Here is a 24,845-nt window from a genome sequence, read left to right on the forward strand (position 1 = left end):
AATGAGAAAAAAGTTATGTATAATATTTTTAATTTTCATTTGTTTAAGCATTATAGGATTCAAATTTTGGGCTCAAAAAAGTGGATTTTACAATAAAAATTCAGAAGGAGTACAAACTAAAAGTACAACTAATGAAAAAAAACGAGAAACGATTAATGAAAAATTACAGAAAGAAATTGCAGTAATCAATTCAGATAAGGATAAAAGTGTTATAAAAAATCGTGAAGCTATAGTACTTGGTGCAAGAAAGGAAGCAGAAAAGAAAGTAAAATATAAAAGTGAATATTATGTAGGTGGATATCCTCCAGATAATGAAGGAGTATGTACTGATTTGGTATGGAGAGCTTTCAAGAATGCGGGTTATAATTTAAAAGATATGGTAGATGAGGATATAAGAAATCATCCTGGTGATTATAAGAGAATTGAAGGAAAACCAGATCCTAATATAGATTTTAGAAGGGTTCCTAATCTTTATGTTTATTTTAAAAAATATGCTCAAAATATTACTACTGAGTTGAAGCCTAATGATGTAGATAATTTAAAGGAATGGCAACCAGGAGATATTTTAACCTTTGACAAAAGTGAACATATAGCTATAGTTTCTGATAAGAGAAGGGCAGATGGTATTCCGTACATAATACATAGTGCACCATCTTATGCTAGAGAAGGTGATGAAATCATGTATTGGATGCCAAAAATAACAGGCCATTTTAGGTTTTCAAAATAAAGCTTGCAATTTATATAAGTCACACTAATAAAAAATATAATTTGAAAAATCAGTTGGTAAAAGGATAGAAACCAGAGTATCTAATTTATATTATAGGTAATCTGGTTTCTGTTTTTATTTTATTAATAATGGAATAAAAGTTAAAATTCAAACTTCCACTGCACCTTTATGTGGCATTATGCTTATATCAAGTCCAAATTTTATATGTGTGAAAATTGAGTAACTATTTATTATTTGTCTTCTCTTTTCTATTTGGATTCAGGAACGATAATTATGTCCTTTGTATATTTATTTAATACTTCACAGCCGTCTTCAGTTGTGATAACAAGATCTTCAATACGAACGCCTATTCCTTCTTCTGGAAGATAAATTCCTGGTTCAACAGAGAAACATTGTCCTGGTTTGATAATGTCTTCATTTACGGAAGAAACATCACCAAACTCATGATCTTCTAAGCCGCAGGAATGTCCAGTTCTGTGTGTGAAATACTTTCCGTATCCTTTTTCTTCAATGTAGTTTCTTGCAGCTAAATCTACGTCACACATTCTGTTTCCAGGTTTTGCAGCAGCAATACCTCTTAAGTTTGCTTCTAGGACAATGTCATAGATTTCTTTTTGTCTTTCGGAAATTTCACCGATAAATACAGTTCTTGTTAAATCAGATGCGTAGTTCTTGTACATTCCTCCAATATCAAGTATAACACAGTCTCCATATTTTCCTTTTGAATCATCTGTTATATGGTGTGGATCTGCTCCACCCTTAGCATATGCTGTAATTGGATCAAAAGATACTTCATTAATACCATGTTTTTTGTAAATTTCACGAACTTTAGCATTTAATTCTTTTTCAGATAAACCTTTTCCTACCCATGGAATTAATTCATCTACTACAAGGTCATTCAATCTTGAAGATTCTCTTAGGAGAGCAATTTCATCTTCATCTTTAATCATTCTTACATAGTCAACTATTAATGAACCGTTTACAAATTTACTTCCGGCACCAAGTTCTTGTAATCTTAATAAGAATTTAGATGGCCATACCTTATCAATACCTATAACTTTATCTTTTTCTACAAATTTAGATAAGATTTCAACTCCATCCTGAATATCGTTGTACCATACGAGTTCTACACCAAGATCTTTTTCTTGTGGGAACAATTCATTAATAACCATTTTATGGTTTCCGTTAACATTTAAGTACAATGCTAATAATCTTTCTCCTGGAATAATCCATTTTCCTGTTAAATAGAAAATAGATGTTGGATCAGAGATAATCATTTGTGAAATTTCATTTTCTTCCATTGATTTTAATATTCTATTTAGTTTTTTTGTATCCATAGTTATTTCCTCCTAAAATTAAGGTGCTAAATACCACTGGGATATTTTTAGTCATTATAATCAATGACTTGTTAGCAACTACGCTTGTAATTCTCCACTTTTATTATGTGATTCTTCATCGTTTACAACTAAACTGTTCAACTTTTTATCTAATGACCAAAGAATAATACCGGCTACAATAGCAATAGCTGCAATTACAAAGTATGCAGATGAAAATTTGAATTTTAATGTAAATTCATATACCCATCCGTAAGATTTTCCTGCAAAGAACACAGCAAGTACCCAAATACTCATCATACTTGTCAATAATTTAGGTGGAGAGAATTTAGTGATAAATGAGTTTCCAAGTGGTGAGAATACCATTTCACCAAGAGATAATACGATACCAAATGCAATAATCCAAGCGAGTGGTGCAAGGTGTCCGCCTCTTGTAACATCTGCCATTGCAAAGATCACATAAGATAAACCTAATAATAACATACCTAAAGCAGTTTTCTTAAACATACTTAAATCACCTTTAGGTCTTTTTGCTAATTTTGTCCACAATCCACCAAGGACTGGTCCTAATGTGATACACATAAATGCATTTAATGAATCGAACCAAGCTGTTGGAACTTTAAAGTTACCTATCATCCAGTTAGCAACAGCATTATCTCCACCCCAGTAGTAATATACAGGCATGTATGCTAAGTACCAAAATACCCAAAATATTACAGAAAAGAAAGATACTAAAACGATAGCAGCAACTCTTTTCTTTTCTATTGTTGTAAGAGGTTTTGATTCTTCTTGTTTCTTTTGTTTTGTTTCTTTATGTTCGTCGATTTTGAATGGCTTTTTACCTGTTTCGCCTAAGAATCTCCATCCAAAAATGAACCAAACAGCGTCAATGAACATCATTATGGCACAAATTAAGAAACAAAAAGCGCATCCTTTAGTTCCTTGAAGTATACCAATAATTGTTGTACCGAAGAAAGAACCAAAGTTAACGAAAGAGTATTGAATAGAAAATGCAGCGTCTAATTGTCTTGGATCATCGAAAAGTCTGCCTGTAATAGCATTTGTTTGACATTTGAATAAACCTGTACCGATAGAAACCAAAATAATCATTAAGTAAACCATAGCAGCGCTTGAAGCTTGCCACCCTACTAGGTAACCTACACCCATCAAAATCATTCCGATTGGAGCAAGGTATCTAGCACCTATAAAACGATCAGAGATAATTCCCCCGATTAATGGTGCAGCATAAGTAAATGCAACTAAGTTTGCAGTCATTTTTGCTCCATCAGCAGGTGTAAGACCAAGTCCTCCCTTTGCTACAGTAGTAACTACGAATAGTGCGATTAACCATTTTGCTGAGTAGAATGCAAATCTTTCTAATGAGAAAGCCAATGAGCATACGTAAAAGCCAAATGGTCTTTTGTTAGTGTTTTCCATTTTTTATCCCTCCCATAAAAATTAAATAATATATGCATTAAAAACTATGTTAGCATCTTCATCAAAAAGATGTATAATAGTTTCAAATACCATATTTTTGAAAATATTATTGTTTATGCAGTGTTCATAATTAAACTGTTTTCTTTATAGTGCTAGGCAAAAAATAATGTAAGAATACGTTTTCAACTAATCATGTTTAAATTATATATCAAATTCAGATTATTTTATATAGTTTTACAGTAAAAATTTCAGTATAATCGTAAAAAATTTAACCAATATGAAAAATATTTATGAAATAAGCATTGACTCTCCACCAACAGGAGAATATATACTTATTAAATGAATGAAAAATAACTAGTAATTATGCTAGTTATTTTATTTTAAATGTCCAAAAGATACATTAAGAAAGAGGGATTATTTTATGCATATTCATTTAAAAGGACTTAGACAAAATAATTTAAAAAATATATCTATAAGTATTCCTAAGGAAAAGATTGTGGTATTTACAGGTGTTTCGGGATCAGGAAAATCAAGCATTGTATTTGACACAATTGCAGCAGAATCCCAAAGACAGATGAATGAAACTTATTCGGCATTTATAAGAGGTAGACTTCCTAAGTATGAAAAACCTCATATAGATTATATAGATAACCTTACAGCATCAGTTATTGTAGATCAAACAAGGCTTGGGGGAAATGCACGTTCAACAATTGGAACAATTTCAGATTTATATGCAAGTTTACGATTGCTTTTTTCAAGAATAGGAATGCCAAAGGTTGGAACTGCATCATATTTTTCTTTTAATGATCCCAAGGGTATGTGTAAAAAATGTGGGGGAATTGGTAAAGTTGCTGCAATTGATATGGAAGCCATGCTAGATAAGAGCAAGACATGGATGGAGGGCTGTGTAAAGGATTCTTTGTATGCACCTGGAAGTTGGTATTGGAAGCAGTACAAGGAATCAGGAATATTTGATATGGAAAAGCCTCTTAGTGAATATTCAAAGGAGGAATATAATCTTTTAATATATGGTTCAAGAGATGGAAAAAGTGAACAGGAATATCCAAAAATCGAGGGATTATATAATCATTATACTCGTTTATATTTAAAAAGAGATACCAGCAATATGAGTAAACATACAAAAAAGAAGTCAGAAAATCTTATAAAAGAAGAACTATGTCCAGCTTGTATGGGAAAACGACTTAATGAAGAAGTTTTAAATTGTAAAATAAAAGGATATTCTATTGCAGATATGTGTGAAATGGAATTTGTAGAGCTTTTAAGAGTACTTAAAACTGTTGATGATAAAAGAACGATTACAATAGTACAATCCATATGTGATGGTTTGAAAAGAATGATAGATATAGGATTACCTTATCTTCATTTAAATAGAGAATCTTCTACCTTATCAGGAGGTGAAGCTCAGCGTGTTAAGTTAGTTAGATATATGGGAAGTAGTCTTACAGGAATGACATATATATTTGATGAACCAAGTACAGGACTTCATCCAAGGGATGTAAATAGAATGAACCAGCTTCTTATAAAATTGAGAGATAAGGGAAACACAGTGCTTGTAGTAGAACATGACAAAGATGTGATTTCCATTGCAGATGAAATAATTGATGTAGGTCCATGTGCTGGAAAAGAAGGTGGAAACATTGTATTTCAAGGAAGTTATAAAGAATTATTAAAGGCAGATACGTTGACTTCAAAAGCCATGAAAATAAATGTACCCCTTAAGGAAAAAGTTAGGAAGGTGCAGGGATATTTTTTTATTGAAAATGCAAAATTATACAATCTTAAAAATATAAATGTTAATATCCCAAAGAATGTAATGACTGTGGTAACAGGTGTTGCAGGGTCTGGAAAAAGCACTTTAATATCTAAAGTATTTGCTGAAACATATGAGGAAAATGTAGTGAAGGTAGATCAAGGACCAATAACAGCCACAAATCGTTCTACACCAGCTACATTTTTGGGTTTCTTTGATGAAATTCGAAAGCTATTTGCAAGTGAAAATGGAGTGGATGAAGGGTTATTTAGTTTTAATTCAAAGGGTGCATGTCTAGTTTGCAAAGGTAAAGGTGTTATTGTAACTGAGTTAGTATTTATGGATCCTGTTATAACAGAATGTGAAGCATGTAATGGGAGCAGATATAGTGAGGAAGCTTTATCCTATAGATACAAGGGAAAGAATATAGTAGAGGTACTATCTATGACAGTGGAGGAAGCACTAATATTTTTTGAAGATAAAAAGATAAGAAAGACTTTACAGGCAATGAAAGAGGTAGGGCTATCATATATGACATTAGGACAGCCATTACAAACTTTATCTGGTGGTGAAAGGCAGCGTATGAAGCTAGCAAAGTATATAAACAATAAAGGTAACATTTATATACTAGATGAACCAACTACAGGTTTGCATATCTCGGACATTAATAAACTGTTGAAGCTTTTTCAAAAAATGGTTGATAGAGGGAATACAGTTATTATCATTGAACATAATCTTGAAGTGATGAAACAAGCTGATTGGATTATTGATATAGGACCAGATGGTGGCAAAAATGGTGGTCAGGTAGTATTTGAAGGAACTCCAAAAGAGATGTTAGAGAAAAGTAATACAATTACTGCTAAGTGTTTAAGAAAAGAAATAGTTGGTTAAAAATAAGCAGATTTGAATTTTATTCAAATCTGCTATATTTTTGAAGGTTAATTACCTGTAGTTCCACTTGATCCTGTGCTAGATGTTTTTGGAGCTGTGTTCTCAGTTGATCCTCCAGTTGAGGCCTTTGAACCTGTATTTCCACTTGAATCACCAGTAGATGCCTTTGAATCTGTATTTTGGGTTGATCCTTCAGTAGATGCCTTTGAATCTGTATTTTTACTTGTCCCTTCCGTTGATGTCTTTGAACCTGTGTTTCCACTTGAATTAGTAGATGCCTTTAAATCTGCATTCTTAGTTGCTTCATTATTAGATGCCTTTAAATTTGTATTTTCAGTTGATTTTTCATTAGATGTCTTTGAGTTCATATTTTCAGTTGATCTCCCATTAGATGCTTTTGAATTTGCATTTTTATTTGATACTCCAGATGAATTTTTAGTATCAGTAGATTGAGGATGAACCATAGTTTTTTCTTTAGAATTTGCTGCATTATTAGGTGTTACCTTAAAGTAAGATTTTGCCAAAACTCCAACAAATACAAGTAAAGCAATAGAAACAACAACTAGTATTCCTTTTTTACCTTTACTAGTTTTTTTACTTTTATAAGATATTTTTTCATTTTCTTTGTTTAAGCTTCTATCATTAATTAATGATCTATCCATAATCATGGTAAAGTCATTATTTTCATTAGAAACCATGGATTCAGTTTTTTTCGATGCATTAGACATTAAAGCACTTATATTTTTAGGTATAGTAAACAATGTATATAATAAGCCATTTTGCTTTAAAGATTCTATTTGTTTAAATTTTTCGGGTGACCTGAGTATAATAGTAGGCTTAATCATTTTATATTCATTATCGGAATATACTGTAACCGAAAATTTATCATCCTTGCTTAAAAAGGGAATATTAATATCCAAAGTGTTATTATTTATTGAAGAATCGAATTTTAAACCCTTTGTTATCTTTGCATTTGTAAATCTTAAATTGGCTTGAGAACTTTGTATATATAGTGTTAAATCATGAATTGTCTTATTAGATACATTGCTAACATTAACAACATATGCACAAAGTTTTTTACTATTAATTCTCACAGGCATAGAACTTTTTATAGCACACAATATTCTAGGTGCCAAGTTTTTATAATACTCTAACAGTAAACCAGATATAAATGATATTATTATAGTTATAATTGCAGTTTTTATAATGTTTGTCATATTAATTTCGCTTCCTTACTTTTTAATTACCTACTAAATTATAAGGTAGATATATATTTGTGTCAAACTTAAAAATTACTTATAATATGTGTAAAAATTTACTTTAATCATAATAAAATTGTTTTGCATATTTGATAAAGTCATCAATAATAAGTGGTTTACTAAAATAATATCCCTGTAATTCATCACAGCCTTCTTCAAGTAGTTTGTTAATTTGATCTTTTGTTTCTACGCCTTCTGCAACTGTCTTTAGATTAAGGGTTTTTGCCATAGAAATAATATTTGAGGTCAAATTTTTATGATTTGTACTTAGAATATCATCTATAAAGGATTTATCAATTTTTAAATAATCTACGGGTAAACGGCTTAAATAGCTTAGAGAAGAAAAACCTGTACCAAAGTCATCTATTGAAATTTCAATTCCTAATTTCTTTATTTCTAGTAAGCTTTGAATTGCACTTTCAGTATCCTGTAATAAAAAACTTTCTGTTATTTCAATTATTAAATTAATATTTTTAGAATTATTTTCTTTGAAAAGCTTTTTTATTTTCGAAACTAAGTTGCCATTTTCAAATTGTTTTGATGAAATATTAATTGATAATTTTATGTTAAGCCCATTGTTTTTTAGTATTTTATCAATTCTAAAAATTTCTTCCAATATCCAATTGCCGATAGGTATTATCATTCTATTAGTTTCAGATACAGGAATGAATTTATCAGGTGTAAATATTTTACCATCTATTGTTTTCCATCGAATAAGTGCCTCAGCACCAATTATTTTAAATTTATTTTCAACAAAAATAATTTGTGGTTGAAGATATAAATTGAATTCATCATTATCAAGAGCTTTATTAAGTTTTATTTGCATTTCAAGAATTTCATGATTTTTTCTTTCAATTTCATCTGAAGAAAATGAATATTTTCCTTTTCCAGATTCCTTTGAATCATACATGGCTGCATCTGCCTTTCTTACTAATCCTTCAACAGTTGATTCATCATATGGGGCTAATGCGATTCCTATACTTACTCCTAAAGTTATTTCGCGTCCAAGTAAATTATAAGGAAGCAATATTTTTTCAATAATAGATTCTGCTACAATTTTTACATCTTCATGATTGTTTACATTTTCAAGAATTACAGTGAACTCATCACCTCCTAATCTTGATACGGTATCAGATTTACTAATACTAGATTCAATTCGAGTTGCAACTTCTTTGAGAAGTAAATCTCCAGCTGCATGACCTAATGAATCATTAATAACTTTAAATCCATCTAAATCCATGAAAAGTAAAGCTACTGCTTTTTTATTATTAGTTGCCCTTGTAAGCGCACTTTCAAGTCTTTCATAAAATAAAGTTCTATTTGGTATTCCAGTTAATAAATCATAATAGGCAAGATTTTGAAGTTTATCTTCTGTCTTTTTTATTTTACTGATATCCGTAGAAATAGCAATATAATTTTCTATCATACCACCTTGTTTCTTTAAACATGTTATTGACATCCATTTTGGATATAATTCACCATTCTTTTTTTTATTCCAAATTTCACCTTTCCAATAACCATTTGTGAGTAAATCATTCCACATATCCAAATAGAAACTTTTATTATGATGTCCAGATTTAAGTATTCTCGGATTTTTGCCAATTAACTCATCTTCTTTATATCCTGATATTTTTTCAAAAGAATTGTTTACTTTGATAATATTTCCTGAACTATCTGTTATTAACACACCTTCCATTGTAGTACTGATTATTCTATCTGAAATTGATAATTTTTCATTTAAGCGTTTGAGACTATTAGTGTATTCTTGTATATTTGTTACATCATGAAACATAAATAATCTTCCAATTTGTGATTTGTTTGTATCCAAAATAGGAGATTTATACATTGTAAAATAAAAAGTTTTGTTATCAAAATTAAGGCAAATAGTAGATTCGTTTTTGGGATCATTTGATGCATCAACCCGTTTTATATCTGGTAAAAAATCTAATAGTTCATGAATCTTTATTCCTATAAAATTTATTTCTTGTTTGTTATTAATTTTTTTGCTTTTATGTTTGAAAAACGTTATGAATTCAATAGCTGCTGGATTGATATCTACTATTTTGTTAGAAGAATCCACAACAATAATAAAGTCTTTAATATTTTCTACTAAAAGGTCTCTAGCAATTGGTACTACTATTGACTTAGGCATATGAAATGCCCCCCAATATAGTATAATTAAGGTTAATAATATACAAATTGAAGTGGTATCCATAAAAAATGATTCAAATCTAGAACTAATAAACAAAAAATTCATTGAAATAGATATAAGTGTGCCTATAAAAATCAATGCACTTTGCCTACGGTATAGTTTTGGAGATTTTATTGCTATCATTATAAGGACATAGCATCCAATCAAAATGCTTGAATAGGAATAAATTGTATGAATATAAAAACCAATATTTGGAGAAAATGAAAGTATAGGAATACCTTTGGTATAAGACACTCTTGCATTTGATATAAATTTATATGGTATTTTGTTAGAAATCAACGATAGTAATGATAATATTGGTACAATAAAAACTAATAATGAGTAGTAAATATTTTTTTGATTTTTGCTAACATACTCTTTTATTATTAAAAGGTAAAGTGGAGAAGCAAGTATAACACTTATAAGTTTTGCTTTCTGAAATAGTATTGCAATTTCATTTATTCTAATATAATAGCTAAGAATTTCCATCAAAATCCAAAAAGAAACAAGTATGGTACATTTAATTAACAACGCTGCAATATTAACATTTCTTACCCTATATAAAAAAACTAATAAAATTATAGAAATTATAAAACTTACATCGAATAAAACTTCATACATTGTTGCACTCCCCTAAACTAATTCAATTACTGTTCATCAATAATTTAAAGTCATATTATGTATAATTTCAACATTTTTGTACAATTTATACTTATAAATATGCTATATTTTGTGTAATCATTTAATATATATAATTATAACAAATATGAAGTATTAATTAAATTGTCAATTAAAATATAAATTTCTAAGTTTATATTTACATTTCTATAAAGCATACAAGCTATGTATTAAATGCTATTTTCTGAATTATTATAAAGATAGATATATTTGAAGATATTTAAAAACAGAAGGTAAAAGCTTAGATTAATAAAAAAATCCTACGGTTTAAAGAGTCGTAGGATTTTTATTATAGTAAAACAGTAAAGCAAATTGACTTCCCATCATCACTTTTAACATAAATTTTTCCATGATGAGCTTCCACAATGGATTTTGAAATGGAAAGGCCTATTCCATATCCGCCGCTTTCTCTTGATCTTGAGGAATCTGCACGATAGAATCTGTCAAATAATTTATTTAAATTTTCTTTATCAATTTCATCAGCTGTGTTATATATTTCAAGTTTTGATCCTTTTTTTGTACAGGATAAAGAAATTTTGATGATTCCTTTTTCATTAGAATATTTCATAGCATTGTCAACAAGGGTAGAAATGAGTTGATTAATACTGTTTTCGTCTCCATGTAATTTTATTCCTGGCTTAATATCCATTATAAGCTTTTTTTCATGTGTTTCAGCAATAGTTTTAAATGGGCTTGTTATTTTAAAAACTGAATCGCTTAAATCAAAATCAGTAAATACTAATTTAATGTTCCCTTCATCCATTTTTGAAAGTGTCAGTAGATTTTTTACGAGCTTATCAAGACGAGTAATTTGATTTCGAGTGCTTGTAATCCACTCATTTTTACCTACAGTTAATTCAAGAACATCTGCATTAGCTGAAATAATAGCAAGTGGCGTCTTAATTTCATGTCCTGCATCTGTAATAAACTGCTTTTGTTTTTCAATGTTTTCAATAATAGGATTAATAGCTTTTTTAGAAAGAATAGACACAAGAATGAATACGAGCAAAAGAGTTATTAGTGCAACTCCACAAGAAGTTAGTAAAAATAAAGTAGCCATTTGGATTTGACTTCTACAATCCATGAATACAAGCATATAACCATCTGGAGTGGAGACTACTGAGTATTTATAGATATCTTTATAACCATTATCCTTATTGATGCTTAGTATTTTTTTAGTATATGCTGCTGCATCATCTGAGGAGACAGCGGCAATATGACTTGTATCAATTTCCCGTATACTTTTGTCTTTATTAAGTTTCACTACAAAATATCGTGTTTCAAATGGAGTTTCTTCATTCATTTCAAAACCAAAATGCAGATCATTAACTGGAAGCTTTCCTTTTTTATATGTTGGAAACCTTCCTTGATTTTCTGAAAGAATTTTAAGAGCACCATTTATTTTACGGTCTATCTGATAAAGATTAGTTGTATTAATGGAACCAAGAAGAATTACCATAACCAAAGCTAATGAACCCATTGTAATCATAATAAATTTTCTCTGTAATTTTTTTATCATTTAATTTCCTCCAATTTATATCCAACACCTCTTCCTGCCTTGATTTTTATATTAGCATTTAAGGATGCTAATTTTTTTCGCAGATAAGAAATGTATACCCATACTACATTGATTTCAGCTTCAGCATCATATCCCCAAATTCTTTCCATAAACTGTTCTGTAGAAATTAAACATTTTGGATTGCTCATTAACATTTCAAGCATTTGAAATTCCTTATTACCAAGTCTTAGTGAGGATTTTTTATTTGATAGCTCATAGTTTTCCTTATTAAGACTGATGTTACCAATTTTAATTAAGTTTGGTGTGAATTCTGATTTTCGCCTGGTCATAGCACGAACTCTAGCCAGTAATTCTCCCATAGCAAAAGGTTTACTTAAATAATCATCTGCGCCTGCATCTAGTCCAACAATTCTATCCTCAATTTCAGCCTTTGCAGTAAGCATCAAAATAGGTGTATGTATTCCTTTTTTTCTTAAGTTTTCTAGTGTTTCAAGTCCGTTCATTTTTGGCATCATAATATCTAAGATAATTACATCGTAATTTTGAGACAAGCCGTATTCTAATGCATCAGCTCCATTATATACAGCATCTACTGAATAATTGTTATGTTTTAAAATGGCAACTAAAGCATTTGACAATTCCTTTTCATCTTCAGCAAGTAAGATTCTCATATGTATCCTCTCCATTTTTATGTTGTATTTCTTTTATCATATCTGAAATAGTCTGCAAATTCAAATCTGTTGAGGCAATTTCGTCTGCACATCGTTTTAATTCTTCAGCGATCATTTTTTCATTGGGAATATTTTTTTTGTATTTTAACTGATGCTCTAAACTTGCCCAACAATCCATTGCAATAGTACGTATTTGAATTTCACAGTATACCATTTCAATTCGATTTTCCAGATGCAATGGTACCTGTAAGATCATGTGATAACTACGATAGCCATTGGGTTTAGGATTGCGAATATAATCTTTTTCTTTAATAACCTTGATATCCTGTTGGTTTTTCAACATATTTACAATCCAATAGATATCATCTAAAAATGGGCAAATGACGCGGATTCCAGCTGCATCATAAATTTCCTTTAAAGCACTATCCACTGTAACAGGTAAATTTTTTCGCCTCAATTTATCTTTCATGCTACTAGCTGATTTAATTCTGGCCTTGCAATGTTCAATAGGATCCTTACATTTTTGTGCTGCTTTATATTTTCGAATGATATCTAATCTAGAAAGGACTTCAATAATTGCCCCTTCTAATAGTATATAAGATTCTTTATAGAATTCATGCTCTGGTGACAGTGTTTCATATTTTATATCATAATTCTGTTGTTGCATTAGGTATTCCTCCTTGAAGAAATAATTGTTTTTAACTCCTACTATAAAATATACTATTGCAACCTTAAATATACTTTAAAAAATTGAAAAAAGGTATTGAAAGAATAATAATGCTTTGATATAATAAGTGCATAGTAAATCGAGTACAGTGTTTTATAAGGATTCTGAAAAGGTTTGCGGATTATAAAAAGTAAATATTAACATTTGCGTGTTACTGATTCGATCAGGCATGAGCAAAGGTTGTTTTAGATTATATTTGTATCTATTTATACTAGTCAGATAGATACAATATGTCTCTAATCACCTTAGCTCATGCTTTTTGTGTTTTGTAGAACGATGGAATTAGTTAATTGGTCAAATCAAGCTTTATAATGAAAAAAATTACAGTTGATGTAAAAATAGAAAATAAAGGAGGACAATTATATGTCTAAAAAAGGTAGTGTTTTTGGTAAGTTACAACAAATTGGTAAAGCGTTAATGCTTCCAGTTGCAATATTGCCAGCTGCAGGTATCTTGCTTGCATTTGGTAACATGTTTCAAAATCCGGCTTTCTTAAGTCATGCAGCATTTTTAAATAACCATGCATTCCAAACTTTTGCTAAAGTTATGGAGCAATCAGGAGATATTATTTTTGGCAATCTTTCATTACTATTTGCAGTAGGTGTTGCAGTAGGGCTTGCAGGTGGAGAAGGTGTTGCAGGACTTGCAGCAATCGTTGGTTTCTTAATAATGAACAAGACTTTAGGAATAGTAGCAGGAGTTACTCCTGAAGTATTAGCTGGTAAGAGTCCAGCATATGCATCAATTTTAGGTATTCCATCATTGCAAACAGGTGTATTTGGTGGTATCCTAATTGGAATTGTAGCAGCGCAGCTTTATAAGAAATTCTACAATATAGAGTTGCCTTCATATTTAGGGTTCTTTGCAGGAAAAAGATTTGTTCCAATTGTAACTGCAGTAACATCAATATTTTTAGGAATTATGCTTGTATTTATATGGCCACCAATCCAATATGGGTTAAATACATTTTCACACAACATGATTGATGCAAATCCTACATTGGCGGCATTTGTATTTGGAGTTATTGAAAGATCATTAATACCATTTGGATTACACCATATATTCTATAATCCATTCTGGTATCAATTTGGAGAATATGCAAGTAAAGCAACTGGTCAAATTGTAAGAGGAGACCAAACAATATTCATGGCTCAATTAAAAGATTTTACTCAATTTGGTATGCTTAGCAATGGTGGTACACATTTTACAGCAGGTACATTTATGGTAGGTAAATTCCCATTCATGATGTTTGGGTTGCCAGCAGCAGCACTTGCAATGTATCATGAAGCAAAACCAGGAAAGAAGCTTATTGCAGGTGGTATACTCGCATCAGCAGCATTAACTTCATTCTTAACTGGTATAACAGAACCAATAGAATTCTCATTTTTATTTGTTGCACCAGCATTGTTTGCAATACATGCTGTATTTGCAGGTTTATCATTTATGACAATGCAATTATTAAATGTTAAAATAGGTATGACATTCTCTGGTGGTTTAATAGACTATATTCTATTTGGAGTTATACCAAATAGAACAGCATGGTGGTTAGTAATACCAGTAGGTTTGGTTTTTGCAGCAATCTATTACTTTGGATTTAGGTTTGCTATAAGGAAATGGGATCTTAAGACTCCCGGACGTGAAGATGATGTTGAAGAAGAAGTAACAAATGATGTTCAAAAGTCAGAATTGCCAGCAGCAATATTAAAAGCGCTAGGCGGAAAAGAAAATATAACTAATTTAGATGCATGTATAACTCGTTTAAGAGTAAGTGTTAGTGATATTAAAAATGTAGATAAGGCTGAACTTAAGAAATTAGGAGCAGCTGGCGTTATGGAAGTTGGAAATAATATTCAAGCCATATTTGGAGGAAAATCTGACCAGTTAAAGACTCAAATTAAAGATATTATGGATGGAAAAGTTCCTGTAGTTGAAAAAGATTCGATTAAAAAAGAAGTAGCAGTAACAAATTCAAATGATAAAACTTTTATAGCTCCACTAGATGGAAAGATATTGCCTATAACAGAAGTTCCAGACGAAGTTTTTTCACAGAAAATGATGGGCGATGGATTTGCTATAGAACCAGCAAATGGTGAGGTTGTATCACCTGTAAATGGAGTAATAACAACTGTTTTTCCGACAAAACATGCTATTGGAATAACTGCAGCTAATGGAGATGAAATATTAATTCACTTTGGCATAGATACAGTGAATTTAAAAGGTGAAGGACTAGAAGCTTTAGTAGAACAAGGAGCTGAAGTTAAAGCAGGTCAACCTATATTAAAGGCTAACTTAGATTTAATAAAAGATAAAGTTCCAACACTAATTACTCCAATTGTTTTCACAAATTTAGCTGAAGGTCAAACAGTTTCAGTTAAAGCTGGAAGTCAAATAAAACGTGGACAAAATGATATAGTAACTATTAAATAGTAGGTTTAAAAAGTCAGTGTATATTAAAAATGTATACTGGCTTTTTTAGTTGTAATTCTAAGTGTAGTTTTTGTTAGCTAAATAACTATTCATTGAATGATACAGCTTTATATGAAAATTAAATTATACTTATAAGAAAATGTAATAAATCATATTATGTCGATAATATTTTTAAATTTGCTTTTAATAGTATCAGTGTATAAAATGTAATTAGTTGATTTATGGCGAATTATGAATAAATTAAAAGAATTTCCTCAATTTATATCACAAAAGATGTCATTTCTATGTAATTTGTACAAGTAAAATAAAAGGCAATGATGATAATTATTCAAAGGAGGGTTTTTTTTGAATGAAAATTTTATCAATTTGATAGACTTGAGAAAATCATATTACACCAAAAGTGGGAAAATAGATGTGTTAAAAGGTATTGACCTACAAATTAAAAAGGGAGATATTTATGGAATTATTGGGTTTAGTGGTGCTGGAAAATCAACATTGATAAGATGCATCAATAGATTGGAAGAGCCAGATAGTGGACAGATTATAATAGGAGGCAAGGACATTATAAATCTTTCTAAAAGAGATTTAAATGAAGAAAGAAAAAAAATAGGGATGATATTTCAAACATTTAATTTATTTGATTCAAAAACAGTATTTGAGAATATTGAATATCCATTAAAATCATCGCTTAAAAATAATAAACTACAAAGAAAAGAAAGAGTCCTTGAGTTAATTGAACTAGTGGGATTAACTGAGAAAGCATATGATTATCCTTCACAGTTATCTGGAGGTCAAAAACAAAGAGTTGGTATTGCTAGAGCATTAGCAAATAACCCAAATGTATTGTTGAGTGATGAAGCAACATCTGCATTAGATCCTCAAACAACACTATCTATTTTAGATTTATTAAAAGATATAAATAAAAAATTTGGGATAACTATTCTGATGATTTCTCATGAAGTAGAAGTTATAAAATATGCATGTAACCATTTGGCGGTTATTGAAAGTGGAACTATTAAAGAAAAGGGAAATATATTGACAGTTTTTCAAGATCCTAAAAGTGAAACAGGAAAGATATTCACAGAAGTGGAACAGAAACTTAAAGAGGAGTGGATTTCGAGAGGAGGAGCTTACTAATGACATTTTATACTAATACATTTCAAGAAATAATCATAAGTGCCTTTAGTGCAGCAACTTGGAAATTATTATTTCCAGCTTTAATTTCAACTTTATATATGGTTGGAATAGCAACAATTCTTACTTTAATTGTAGGGATGGTTTTAGGATCTGTTTTGGTAATGACAGATAAAAATGGTTTAACGCCACTACCTGTTTTTAATAAAGTTTTAGGAGCAGTTATTAATGCACTTCGATCACTTCCATCTATGATTATGATTATTATTACACTTCCTTTAGCGAGATTGATTACGGGTAAAGGGTATGGTGCTAATGCATGTATTATAGCACTCGCAATCAGCTGTATTCCTATGTATGCTCGATTAGTAGAAAATAGTCTTTTGGAAATAGAAAAAGGTAAAATTGAAGCAGCAAAATCTATGGGAATTGGAAATTTCAAAATACTATGCACAGTAATAATTCCGGAGTCATTACCAGCAATTGTGAGAAGCTTTACAATTGCAGTTATTGCTATTATTTCTATGACTGCCTTAGCAGGAAGTTTTGGAGCAGGTGGTATTGGAAATATTGCCATTCAATATGGTTTTAACAGATTTAGATACGACATTTTAATTGCAACAGTTTTCACATTAATTGTATTTGCGCAAATAGTTCAGATGGTAGGAGATTTTGGTGCAAAGTTAATCTTAAGAAAACGTCATTTACTTTAACAAAATTTCATACTATTTGAATCTAATAAAAATTAATAAATAAAAAAGAGGGGGACAAGAATTATGAGAAAAAGAATATTTGGAATAATGTTGAGTGTAACATTATTGACTGTACTATTTGCAGGATGTAGTAGTCAGGAGAAAAAAACAGAATCATCTAGTAGCAACAAAACAGATGTAGTAACATTAAAATGTTTAGCTGATACTACTCCTCATGCTGAAATTTTAGAATATGCACAAAAGGAGTTGGAAAAGAAAGGTGTTAAGTTAAACATTGTTTCAAAACAATGGGATAAAACATGGAATGAACAAGTTGAAAATGGAACAGTTGATTTTCATTATGATGCATACGTTCCATATTTAGATGAATGGAATAAGAAAAATAATGGACATCTTGTTAGTGCAGGAGCAATCCACATGGAGCCATTGGTTATGTGTTCTGATAAATATAAAAGTATAAAAGATTTACCAGATAATGCTACAATAGCTATCAAAGAAGATGTTACTAACCAATATAGATGCTTGAAGTTGTTAGAGCAAGCAGGCTTGATAAAATTATCTAGTAAAATTACAATGTCTAATGCAGATGTTTCAATGATAGAGAAGTATAATAAGCCTTTAAAAATTGTAGCAATTGATGCAGATGTTATTCTAAATACACGTAGTGACTTTGCTGCATATATAACAAACACTAATAGATTACTTGAAGCTAAACTTGATCCCAATAATTATCTCGCAAGAGAAAAAGCAGAAAATTCAGTTTTTGGTAATGTTATTTGTGTAAAAAAAGGGAATGAAAGTAAAGAAGCTATTAAAAAATTAGTATCCGTTCTTCAGTCAGAAGATATGAAAAAATTTATTAAAGATAAATATAAGGGTGCAGTGTTACCTGCATTTTAATTAGAGAAAGGAAGGTTTTGTATGAAATATGAATCATTAGCAATACATGGAGGTAGGAAAGATAAAACAGATATTAAAGGTGTAAATTACCCTGTGTATTTATCTTCTACTTTTATACAAGAAAAGTTAGGCGATTTTGGCGAATTCATGTACAGCCGTTCCAATAATCCAACAAGAAATAATGTTGAAGCTCTTGCGGCACAGTTAGAAGGAGCAAAATATGGTTTAGCAATGGCAAGTGGAATGGCAGCTACAGCTTTAGTATTTTCATTATTAAAACCAGGAGAAAAAGTATTAATAAATAGTAATGTTTATGGTGGTACCTGGAGTTATGTGTTAAAAGTTTTTGATGAAAGAAATATTGATTATGAAATAGTAACTAATTTTAATACATATGATTTTAATAAAGCTGATGAAAAAGTAAGTACAATTTTTATTGAAACTCCTTCAAATCCTTTATTGGATGTTACTGATATACAAGTAGTATCTAGTAAAGCCAAAGCAAAGGGAATGCGCGTAATCGTTGACAATACATTTATGACATCATATTTACAAAAGCCATTAGAATTAGGAGCAGATATTGTTGTGTATTCAGCTACAAAATATTACGCAGGCCATTCTGATATTATAGCAGGACTAGTAGTGGTTAATGATGATGACATTTATAGTGAGTTGAAATTTCATCAAAAGGTATTAGGTGCAATTTTGAGTCCATTTGATTCTTTTTTATTAACACGTGGAATAAAAACTTTACCTATTCGAATGGATAGACATTTAGAAAATACAATGAAAGTAGCTCAATATTTTGTAAATTCTGGTGCTGCTGAAAAGGTATATTATACAGGGCTTGAAACGCATGAAGGATATCAAATTCAAAAGAAACAAGCAAAAGGTGATGGTGCAGTATTATCAGTTGCATTGAAAAAAGAATATGATTGTACCATATTTTGTAATGAATTAGAATTCTTTGATTTAGCAGTTAGCCTTGGTGGTGTTGAATCTTTGGTATGTCATCCTGCATCTATGACACATGAGTCATATTCAAAAGAATTACAAGATCAAATTGGTATTAGTGAAAATTTATTAAGATTTTCAGTAGGAATTGAAAACATTGATGATTTATTAATGGACATTCAGCAAGCACTTGACAAATCAAGAAAATAAAAAATTTCATACGATGTAAAATAAAGAGGGATTGTTGTATTAAGAAGCTTAAGTGGAATATATTGTGAAGCTTATTCTTAGTATAACAGTCCTTTTAAATTATTTGATTCAATAAAGCAGCAAATTCAGATTTATTTTTGTGTTATCCCAATCAATGTATTTTATTGAAGCTTGTAAAACATATAACTTGAATAGAGTAATGGAAGAATGTTATATTTATCATACACAAAATAAATGAAAAGGGGAGTATTATTATGAATCTTATAGAAAATGTTTTAAAAGAATTTTCGCCAATTATTTTAGATGGTGCATTAGCTACAGAACTTGAAAATAGAGGATGTAACATCAATGATTCCTTATGGTCTGCTAAAATACTTGCCGAAGATCCCAAAATGATAGAAAAAGTTCATTATGATTATTTTTGTGCTGGTGCCGATTGTGCTATTACTTCAAGTTATCAGGCTTCTATTGAAGGCTTTATTAAAAAAGGATTTTCAAAGGATGAAGCAATATCACTTATTAAAAGGTCAGTTACAATTGCTAAAAAAGCAAGAGATGATTTTTGGGAAGAAGCTTCTAATAGAATAAATAGGCCATTTCCATTGATAGCTGGATCAATAGGACCTTATGGAGCTTATCTTGCAGATGGGTCTGAATATCGTGGATATAGTGACATTGATGAAGAAAATTTGATTAATTTTCATAGACCAAGAATGGAGATTTTAGTAGAAGAACAAGTGGACATACTAGCTTGTGAAACATTACCTAGTCTTTTAGAAGCAAAAGCTATTGTCAAATTACTTAAAGAATTTCCTGAAATGTATTGTTGGGTAAGCTTTAGCTGTAAAAATGCTTTAGAAATAAGTGATGGAACTCCAATTTCTGAGTGTGCAAAATTCTTAAATAGTTGTGAACAAGTTGCTGCAATTGGAGTAAACTGTACTGCACCTCAATATGTGCAATCCTTAATTGAAAAAATTAAAAAGAATTCTAATAAACCTGTGGTGGTCTATCCAAATTCAGGCGAAGAATATGATGCTAACTCCAAAACATGGCAGGGTAATTCATCTTGCGAATCCTATAGTTGTAATGCTAAAGTTTGGTTTGATAGGGGAGCTAGTCTTATTGGTGGCTGCTGTAGAACTACTCCAGAGGATATTAAAGCTATTGCTAAATGGGCTAGATAGTTATATTGAAGAGTAAAATGCTTATAATGAATTAGCAGTGAACTAGGGATTGGTTAGAATATGCTAGCCAATCCCTTTTATAAGTAAAATTATTTAATACAATCTAGAGCTTGTGAAATATCAGAAATTAAATCTTCTTTATCTTCAATTCCGCAGCTTATACGAATTAATTCTGCTGGAACGCCAGCTTCCTTTAATTGTTCGTCATTCATCTGACGGTGTGTGCTTGTTGCAGGATTTAGACAACAGGTGCGAGCATCTGCTACATGTGTTTCAATGGCTGCAAGCTTAAGATTTTTCATAAATATTTTAGCTGCTTCACCACCACCTTTTAAACCAAAGGAAACAACACCACAAGAGCCATTTGGCAGATATTTTTTTGCAACTTCATAGTATTTATCACTTGGTAGGCCACAGTAGTTAACATAGGCAACCTTTGGATGCTTTTCAAGGAATTCTGCAACAGATTGACCGTTTTCGCAATGACGTGGCATACGTACATGAAGGCTTTCTAGTCCTAAATTTAAGATGAATGCATTTTGTGGTGATTGAATAGAACCAAGATCACGCATTAACTGGGCAGTACATTTGGTAATGAAGGCTCCTTCTTTGCCGAATTTTTCAGCATAGGTAATGCCATGGTAGCTGTCATCTGGTGTACAAAGTCCAGGAAATTTATCAGCATGAGCCATCCAATCAAAATTACCAGAATCCACAACGGCTCCACCTAGTGCAGCACCATGACCATCCATGTATTTCGTAGTGGAGTGGGTAACAATGTCAGCACCCCATTCAAAAGGACGGCAGTTAATAGGAGTTGCAAAAGTATTATCCACAATAAGTGGAACACTATGAGCATGAGCAGCATTTGCAAATTTTTCAATATCTAATACAGTAAGAGCAGGATTAGCAATTGTTTCACCAAAAACTGCCTTTGTATTAGGTTTGAAAGCAGCATTCAATTCTTCTTCTGTGCAGTCAGGAGAAACGAATGTAGCAGTAACACCCATTTTAGCCATAGTTATGGAAATTAGATTGAAAGTACCTCCGTAAATGCTGGAAGAAGCAACGATATGATCTCCACAGTTACAGATATTAAAAAGAGCAAAGAAATTGGCAGCTTGCCCTGAAGAAGTTAACATTGCAGCAGTCCCGCCTTCCATATCAGCAATCTTGGCAGCTACATAGTCATTTGTTGGATTTTGAAGCCTGCTATAGAAATAGCCAGTAGCTTCTAGGTCGAACAATTTTCCCATGTCTTCACTGGTATCATATTTAAAGGTTGTACTTTGAATAATAGGAATCTGGCGTGGTTCTCCGTTACCTGGTCTATAACCGGCTTGTACACATTTTGTATTAATTTTATAATTTTTCATTTTATTACGTCCTTTCTGAAAATAATAATATAATTATTATAATTTTAATATTTTATCAATTCAAGGGGGAATTAGTATAAAAATTAATAAAGATGTAGTGAATATAGTTTTGTTAAATTCATTTGCTTAAGATATTGACGTAGAATTTTAAATAGTGTAAACTTATTTTAATAATTCGATATTTATCAAAGTGTTAGGAGCAATTATGGATACAAAAGAGTTAGCAAGGATATTTAAAGCTCTTTCTAATGAAAATAGATTGGAATTATATTTTCAAATAGTAAGAAGTGCTGAAAAAAGTTTTGATACAAATTGTGAATGCTTTATAAATGATGTTATTAGTAAATTAAATATAGGTGCACCTACTATTTCCCATCATTTAAAGGAATTAAGCAATGCAAATTTAATCTTTACAGAGAAAAAGGGTAAATTTTTAGTTGCAAGGGCAAATGAAGAATTGTTAAATGAAATTTGTAGTATATTAACAATTAAAAGAGATGAAAAAAAATAAATCTCTTTTATTTTTAAATGACATTTTGATAGTTGTCGAAATATAAAAGTAATTTGTTTCAATTCAAGAACTATAAATAAAAAAGATATATTAGTACTAATATAGAACTTAGAAGAGTTATTTTATAAAAAAAGGATAAAATAAATAATTATATTTGAATGTTCAATGATGAAAATTTATAAGGAGAGATTTTTTATGAAAAATGTATATTTTAAGGCTGTAGATTCATATTTAAAAACACAAGATATAAATGAAGCAGCAAAGATGCTTTTGGATCGTTTAGTAGATGACGAAGGTATCACACTAGAAAAGTATATACCACTAAAGGTCCATTTTGGTGAAAAGGGCAATAAAACATATATAGAATCTAAAAATTTTGAAGGCATATTAGAATATTTTAAGGAAAGAGAAATAGAAAGTGCTTATATGGAGACAAATGTTCTTTATAGAGGAGAGAGAACTACATCAAAGAATCATATTAAGCTTGCTGAAGAACATGGATTTACTCAATTACCTATTGTAATTGCAGATGGTGACCATGGAGAAAATTATGAAGAGGTAGAGATAAATAAAAAGAATTTTAAAAAGTGTAAAGTAGGTGCGGAAATTGCAAAACAAAAACAAGTTATGATTATAAGTCACTTTAAAGGACATGCTTTAGCTGGTTTTGGAGGAGCAATTAAGCAGCTGGGCATGGGATGTGCTTCAAGAGGTGGAAAGCTTGCTCAACATGCTAATTCCATACCTAAAATAAGTTATTTTAAATGTAAAGGCTGTGGAGCATGTGCTAAAAATTGTCCTGAAAAAGCAATCACAATGGCACCAAAGGCTAAGATCAATAAAGATAAATGTGTCGGCTGTGCTGCTTGTATGACAACTTGTAATTTTGCAGCAGTTTCAAATAGTTGGCTAGCATCACTTTCAAAAAGTTTTAATGAAAGACTTGCTGAATATGCTTATGCAGCTGCAAAGGATAAGAATAATATTTACATAACTTTTGCATTTAATATAACAAAAAATTGTGATTGTGATGGTCACAGTATGAAACCTGTGGCAAAGGATGTAGGAGTATTTGCATCTACAGATCCTGTTGCTATAGATCAGGCTTGTCTTGATGTACTTGACAAAGTTAATGGGAGATGTGTATTCAGAAGGGGCAAATATACTCTTGATTATGCAGAAAAGATAGGCTTGGGAAACAGAAAATATGAACTTGTAGAAATAGAATAATAACATTTAGTCATAATATAAAAGTATCCTGTAAGAGTAGACACAATTTTATTTTTGTGCCTATCTGCAGGATAGATTTTTATCTTAAATATGGGATAAAGTAATTAATTTATACATGTCCATATATTAACAGTTTTTAATTTTCTGTATTAATTCCTGTGCAACTTTCTGTCCTGAAATTAACATACCTCCAAAAATTGGACCCATTCTCTGACCACCAAAAGTTGCATTAGCAGCCATACCAGATACATAAAGACCAGGGTAAACTTCACGAGTATTTTTAATTACTTGTTCCTCGCCACGATCTGCCCACATTGGTTTTTCTCCTTCTAAAGTTCCATTAGGAGTGTTCAAAACATTTCCCATTCTGGTTACTAATTTATTGACAACTGATGCATCGTGTCCAGTAGCATCAAGAACATACTTTGATTCTATCATTATAGGATCAATTGGCATTCTTGTTTTTTCAACAGCAGTCCAATTAATAACTAGACCTGAAATACATTTATCTTTAACTATTACGTCTTCTACTGAAATTGAATTTAATATTCTAGCTCCAGATTGTGATGCACTCAAAGTAAGGGCAGAAACACATTCAATTGAATCAGCCGTATAGTAATTTTCTTCATATTTTTTGTATCCAATATTAAATTCATCAAGTATGCTTTTAGCACTTTCTTGGATGACGATCTGATTCATCATCATACCGCCACCCCACATGCCGCCGCCAATACTCAAGTTGCGCTCTAGAAGGGTTGTTTTAATTCCAGCTTTAGCAAGATAACTTGCACCTACTAAGCCTGAAGGACCTCCTCCAACAATGATTACATCTGAGTGTAAAATATCTTCTAGCTTATCTTTGTAAGTATCAATAATGGCCTTTGAAATTTTTGTGTCTTCTAAATACATTTTTTGTTACTCCTTTACTATATAAATTTATTAGTCGCTTGCGGAATTCCGCAAGCGTTGATTCGCCTAACTTTTTAGCCGTTAGGCTT

At 30.7% G+C, this 24,845-nt stretch carries 19 protein-coding genes; 10 read left to right on the top strand and 9 right to left on the bottom strand.

Features of this window, described 5'->3' with window-relative positions; translation table 11 throughout:
• The first annotated feature begins 1 nt into the window (after position 1).
• Positions 2–727: a DUF1287 domain-containing protein gene (locus EG57_RS0222075; protein ID WP_032079260.1), complete on the top strand. Its 726-nt coding sequence runs from the start codon at positions 2–4 to the stop codon at positions 725–727.
• A 248-nt stretch (positions 728–975) separates the two neighbouring features.
• On the opposite strand, the gene EG57_RS0222080 is transcribed toward EG57_RS0222075, so the two are convergent.
• Both EG57_RS0222080 and EG57_RS0222085 read right to left on the bottom strand, forming a co-directional pair.
• Positions 976–2,064: a M24 family metallopeptidase gene (locus EG57_RS0222080; RefSeq protein WP_032079261.1), complete on the bottom strand. Its 1,089-nt coding sequence runs from the start codon at positions 2,062–2,064 to the stop codon at positions 976–978.
• A gap of 78 nt (positions 2,065–2,142) precedes the next feature.
• Complete coding sequence (locus EG57_RS0222085) at positions 2,143–3,498, bottom strand: peptide MFS transporter (protein ID WP_032079262.1); 1,356 nt, start codon at positions 3,496–3,498, stop codon at positions 2,143–2,145.
• A gap of 421 nt (positions 3,499–3,919) precedes the next feature.
• On the opposite strand from EG57_RS0222085, the gene EG57_RS0222090 reads away from it, so the two are divergent.
• A complete protein-coding gene (locus EG57_RS0222090) occupies positions 3,920–6,160 on the top strand; it encodes an ATP-binding cassette domain-containing protein (protein WP_032079263.1) in 2,241 nt (746 codons plus the stop codon).
• 47 nt (positions 6,161–6,207) lie between these two features.
• Here the strand turns inward: EG57_RS0222090 and EG57_RS0222095 are convergent, their stop codons facing one another.
• From EG57_RS0222095 to EG57_RS0222115, 5 genes are all read right to left on the bottom strand, one after another.
• The gene (locus EG57_RS0222095) at positions 6,208–7,377 is read right to left on the bottom strand and encodes a dermokine domain-containing protein (RefSeq protein ID WP_032079264.1); all 1,170 of its coding nucleotides are present in this window, start codon (positions 7,375–7,377) and stop codon (positions 6,208–6,210) included.
• Positions 7,378–7,480: 103 nt separating this feature from the next.
• Complete coding sequence (locus tag EG57_RS0222100) at positions 7,481–10,231, bottom strand: EAL domain-containing protein (RefSeq protein ID WP_032079265.1); 2,751 nt, start codon at positions 10,229–10,231, stop codon at positions 7,481–7,483.
• A gap of 346 nt (positions 10,232–10,577) precedes the next feature.
• Entirely contained in the window at positions 10,578–11,807 is a 1,230-nt protein-coding gene (locus EG57_RS0222105) for a sensor histidine kinase (RefSeq protein ID WP_032079266.1), read from the bottom strand.
• Positions 11,804–12,478: a response regulator transcription factor gene (locus EG57_RS0222110; RefSeq protein WP_108849467.1), complete on the bottom strand. Its 675-nt coding sequence runs from the start codon at positions 12,476–12,478 to the stop codon at positions 11,804–11,806. Before EG57_RS0222110 ends, EG57_RS0222105 begins: the two co-directional genes overlap by 4 nt.
• On the bottom strand, positions 12,459–13,145 hold the full coding sequence (locus tag EG57_RS0222115) for a GTP pyrophosphokinase (RefSeq protein WP_029161866.1): 687 nt from the start codon (positions 13,143–13,145) through the stop codon (positions 12,459–12,461). Before EG57_RS0222115 ends, EG57_RS0222110 begins: the two co-directional genes overlap by 20 nt.
• Before the next feature lie 423 nt (positions 13,146–13,568).
• Between EG57_RS0222115 and ptsG the strand changes: the two genes are divergently transcribed.
• The 6 genes from ptsG (at position 13,569) to mmuM (ending at position 20,730) form a co-directional block, all read left to right on the top strand.
• The gene (gene ptsG / locus EG57_RS0222120) at positions 13,569–15,632 is read left to right on the top strand and encodes a glucose-specific PTS transporter subunit IIBC (RefSeq protein ID WP_032079268.1); all 2,064 of its coding nucleotides are present in this window, start codon (positions 13,569–13,571) and stop codon (positions 15,630–15,632) included.
• 345 nt (positions 15,633–15,977) lie between these two features.
• Positions 15,978–16,769 (top strand): methionine ABC transporter ATP-binding protein, encoded by a 792-nt coding sequence (locus tag EG57_RS0222125; RefSeq protein WP_032079269.1) that lies wholly within the window; start codon positions 15,978–15,980, stop codon positions 16,767–16,769.
• On the top strand, positions 16,769–17,479 hold the full coding sequence (locus EG57_RS0222130; protein ID WP_032079270.1) for a methionine ABC transporter permease: 711 nt from the start codon (positions 16,769–16,771) through the stop codon (positions 17,477–17,479). Before EG57_RS0222125 ends, EG57_RS0222130 begins: the two co-directional genes overlap by 1 nt.
• Positions 17,480–17,542: 63 nt before the next feature.
• Positions 17,543–18,379 (top strand): MetQ/NlpA family ABC transporter substrate-binding protein, encoded by an 837-nt coding sequence (locus EG57_RS0222135; protein WP_032079271.1) that lies wholly within the window; start codon positions 17,543–17,545, stop codon positions 18,377–18,379.
• Between the two features lie 21 nt (positions 18,380–18,400).
• Complete coding sequence (locus tag EG57_RS0222140) at positions 18,401–19,543, top strand: trans-sulfuration enzyme family protein (protein ID WP_032079272.1); 1,143 nt, start codon at positions 18,401–18,403, stop codon at positions 19,541–19,543.
• A gap of 254 nt (positions 19,544–19,797) precedes the next feature.
• On the top strand, positions 19,798–20,730 hold the full coding sequence (gene mmuM, locus EG57_RS0222145) for a homocysteine S-methyltransferase (RefSeq protein ID WP_032079273.1): 933 nt from the start codon (positions 19,798–19,800) through the stop codon (positions 20,728–20,730).
• Between the two features lie 89 nt (positions 20,731–20,819).
• Here the strand turns inward: mmuM and EG57_RS0222150 are convergent, their stop codons facing one another.
• Positions 20,820–22,106 carry an O-acetylhomoserine aminocarboxypropyltransferase/cysteine synthase family protein gene (locus EG57_RS0222150; protein WP_032079274.1) on the bottom strand — a complete coding sequence of 429 codons (1,287 nt, stop codon included), beginning with the start codon at positions 22,104–22,106 and terminating at the stop codon, positions 20,820–20,822.
• Between the two features lie 205 nt (positions 22,107–22,311).
• On the opposite strand from EG57_RS0222150, the gene EG57_RS0222155 reads away from it, so the two are divergent.
• Entirely contained in the window at positions 22,312–22,617 is a 306-nt protein-coding gene (locus tag EG57_RS0222155) for an ArsR/SmtB family transcription factor (RefSeq protein WP_007064143.1), read from the top strand.
• Between the two features lie 195 nt (positions 22,618–22,812).
• Positions 22,813–23,847 carry a DUF362 domain-containing protein gene (locus EG57_RS26075; RefSeq protein WP_200880600.1) on the top strand — a complete coding sequence of 345 codons (1,035 nt, stop codon included), beginning with the start codon at positions 22,813–22,815 and terminating at the stop codon, positions 23,845–23,847.
• A 126-nt stretch (positions 23,848–23,973) separates the two neighbouring features.
• Here the strand turns inward: EG57_RS26075 and EG57_RS0222165 are convergent, their stop codons facing one another.
• Entirely contained in the window at positions 23,974–24,756 is a 783-nt protein-coding gene (locus tag EG57_RS0222165; protein WP_029161874.1) for a sulfide-dependent adenosine diphosphate thiazole synthase, read from the bottom strand.
• Positions 24,757–24,845 lie beyond the last annotated feature (89 nt).

Source organism: Clostridium drakei (assembly GCF_000633595.2).
Classification (GTDB): domain Bacteria; phylum Bacillota; class Clostridia; order Clostridiales; family Clostridiaceae; genus Clostridium_AM; species Clostridium_AM drakei.

What these genes read in the sequence shown, in the direction of transcription:
- EG57_RS0222075 (WP_032079260.1), top strand. Translation starts at nt 2, where the DNA reads ATGAGAAAAAAGTTATGTATAATATTTTTAATTTTCATTTGTTTAAGC.
- EG57_RS0222080 (WP_032079261.1), bottom strand. Translation starts at nt 2,064, where the DNA reads ATGGATACAAAAAAACTAAATAGAATATTAAAATCAATGGAAGAAAAT.
- EG57_RS0222085 (WP_032079262.1), bottom strand. Translation starts at nt 3,498, where the DNA reads ATGGAAAACACTAACAAAAGACCATTTGGCTTTTACGTATGCTCATTG.
- EG57_RS0222090 (WP_032079263.1), top strand. Translation starts at nt 3,920, where the DNA reads ATGCATATTCATTTAAAAGGACTTAGACAAAATAATTTAAAAAATATA.
- EG57_RS0222095 (WP_032079264.1), bottom strand. Translation starts at nt 7,377, where the DNA reads ATGACAAACATTATAAAAACTGCAATTATAACTATAATAATATCATTT.
- EG57_RS0222100 (WP_032079265.1), bottom strand. Translation starts at nt 10,231, where the DNA reads ATGTATGAAGTTTTATTCGATGTAAGTTTTATAATTTCTATAATTTTA.
- EG57_RS0222105 (WP_032079266.1), bottom strand. Translation starts at nt 11,807, where the DNA reads ATGATAAAAAAATTACAGAGAAAATTTATTATGATTACAATGGGTTCA.
- EG57_RS0222110 (WP_108849467.1), bottom strand. Translation starts at nt 12,478, where the DNA reads ATGAGAATCTTACTTGCTGAAGATGAAAAGGAATTGTCAAATGCTTTA.
- EG57_RS0222115 (WP_029161866.1), bottom strand. Translation starts at nt 13,145, where the DNA reads ATGCAACAACAGAATTATGATATAAAATATGAAACACTGTCACCAGAG.
- ptsG (WP_032079268.1), top strand. Translation starts at nt 13,569, where the DNA reads ATGTCTAAAAAAGGTAGTGTTTTTGGTAAGTTACAACAAATTGGTAAA.
- EG57_RS0222130 (WP_032079270.1), top strand. Translation starts at nt 16,769, where the DNA reads ATGACATTTTATACTAATACATTTCAAGAAATAATCATAAGTGCCTTT.
- EG57_RS0222135 (WP_032079271.1), top strand. Translation starts at nt 17,543, where the DNA reads ATGAGAAAAAGAATATTTGGAATAATGTTGAGTGTAACATTATTGACT.
- EG57_RS0222140 (WP_032079272.1), top strand. Translation starts at nt 18,401, where the DNA reads ATGAAATATGAATCATTAGCAATACATGGAGGTAGGAAAGATAAAACA.
- mmuM (WP_032079273.1), top strand. Translation starts at nt 19,798, where the DNA reads ATGAATCTTATAGAAAATGTTTTAAAAGAATTTTCGCCAATTATTTTA.
- EG57_RS0222150 (WP_032079274.1), bottom strand. Translation starts at nt 22,106, where the DNA reads ATGAAAAATTATAAAATTAATACAAAATGTGTACAAGCCGGTTATAGA.
- EG57_RS0222155 (WP_007064143.1), top strand. Translation starts at nt 22,312, where the DNA reads ATGGATACAAAAGAGTTAGCAAGGATATTTAAAGCTCTTTCTAATGAA.
- EG57_RS26075 (WP_200880600.1), top strand. Translation starts at nt 22,813, where the DNA reads ATGAAAAATGTATATTTTAAGGCTGTAGATTCATATTTAAAAACACAA.
- EG57_RS0222165 (WP_029161874.1), bottom strand. Translation starts at nt 24,756, where the DNA reads ATGTATTTAGAAGACACAAAAATTTCAAAGGCCATTATTGATACTTAC.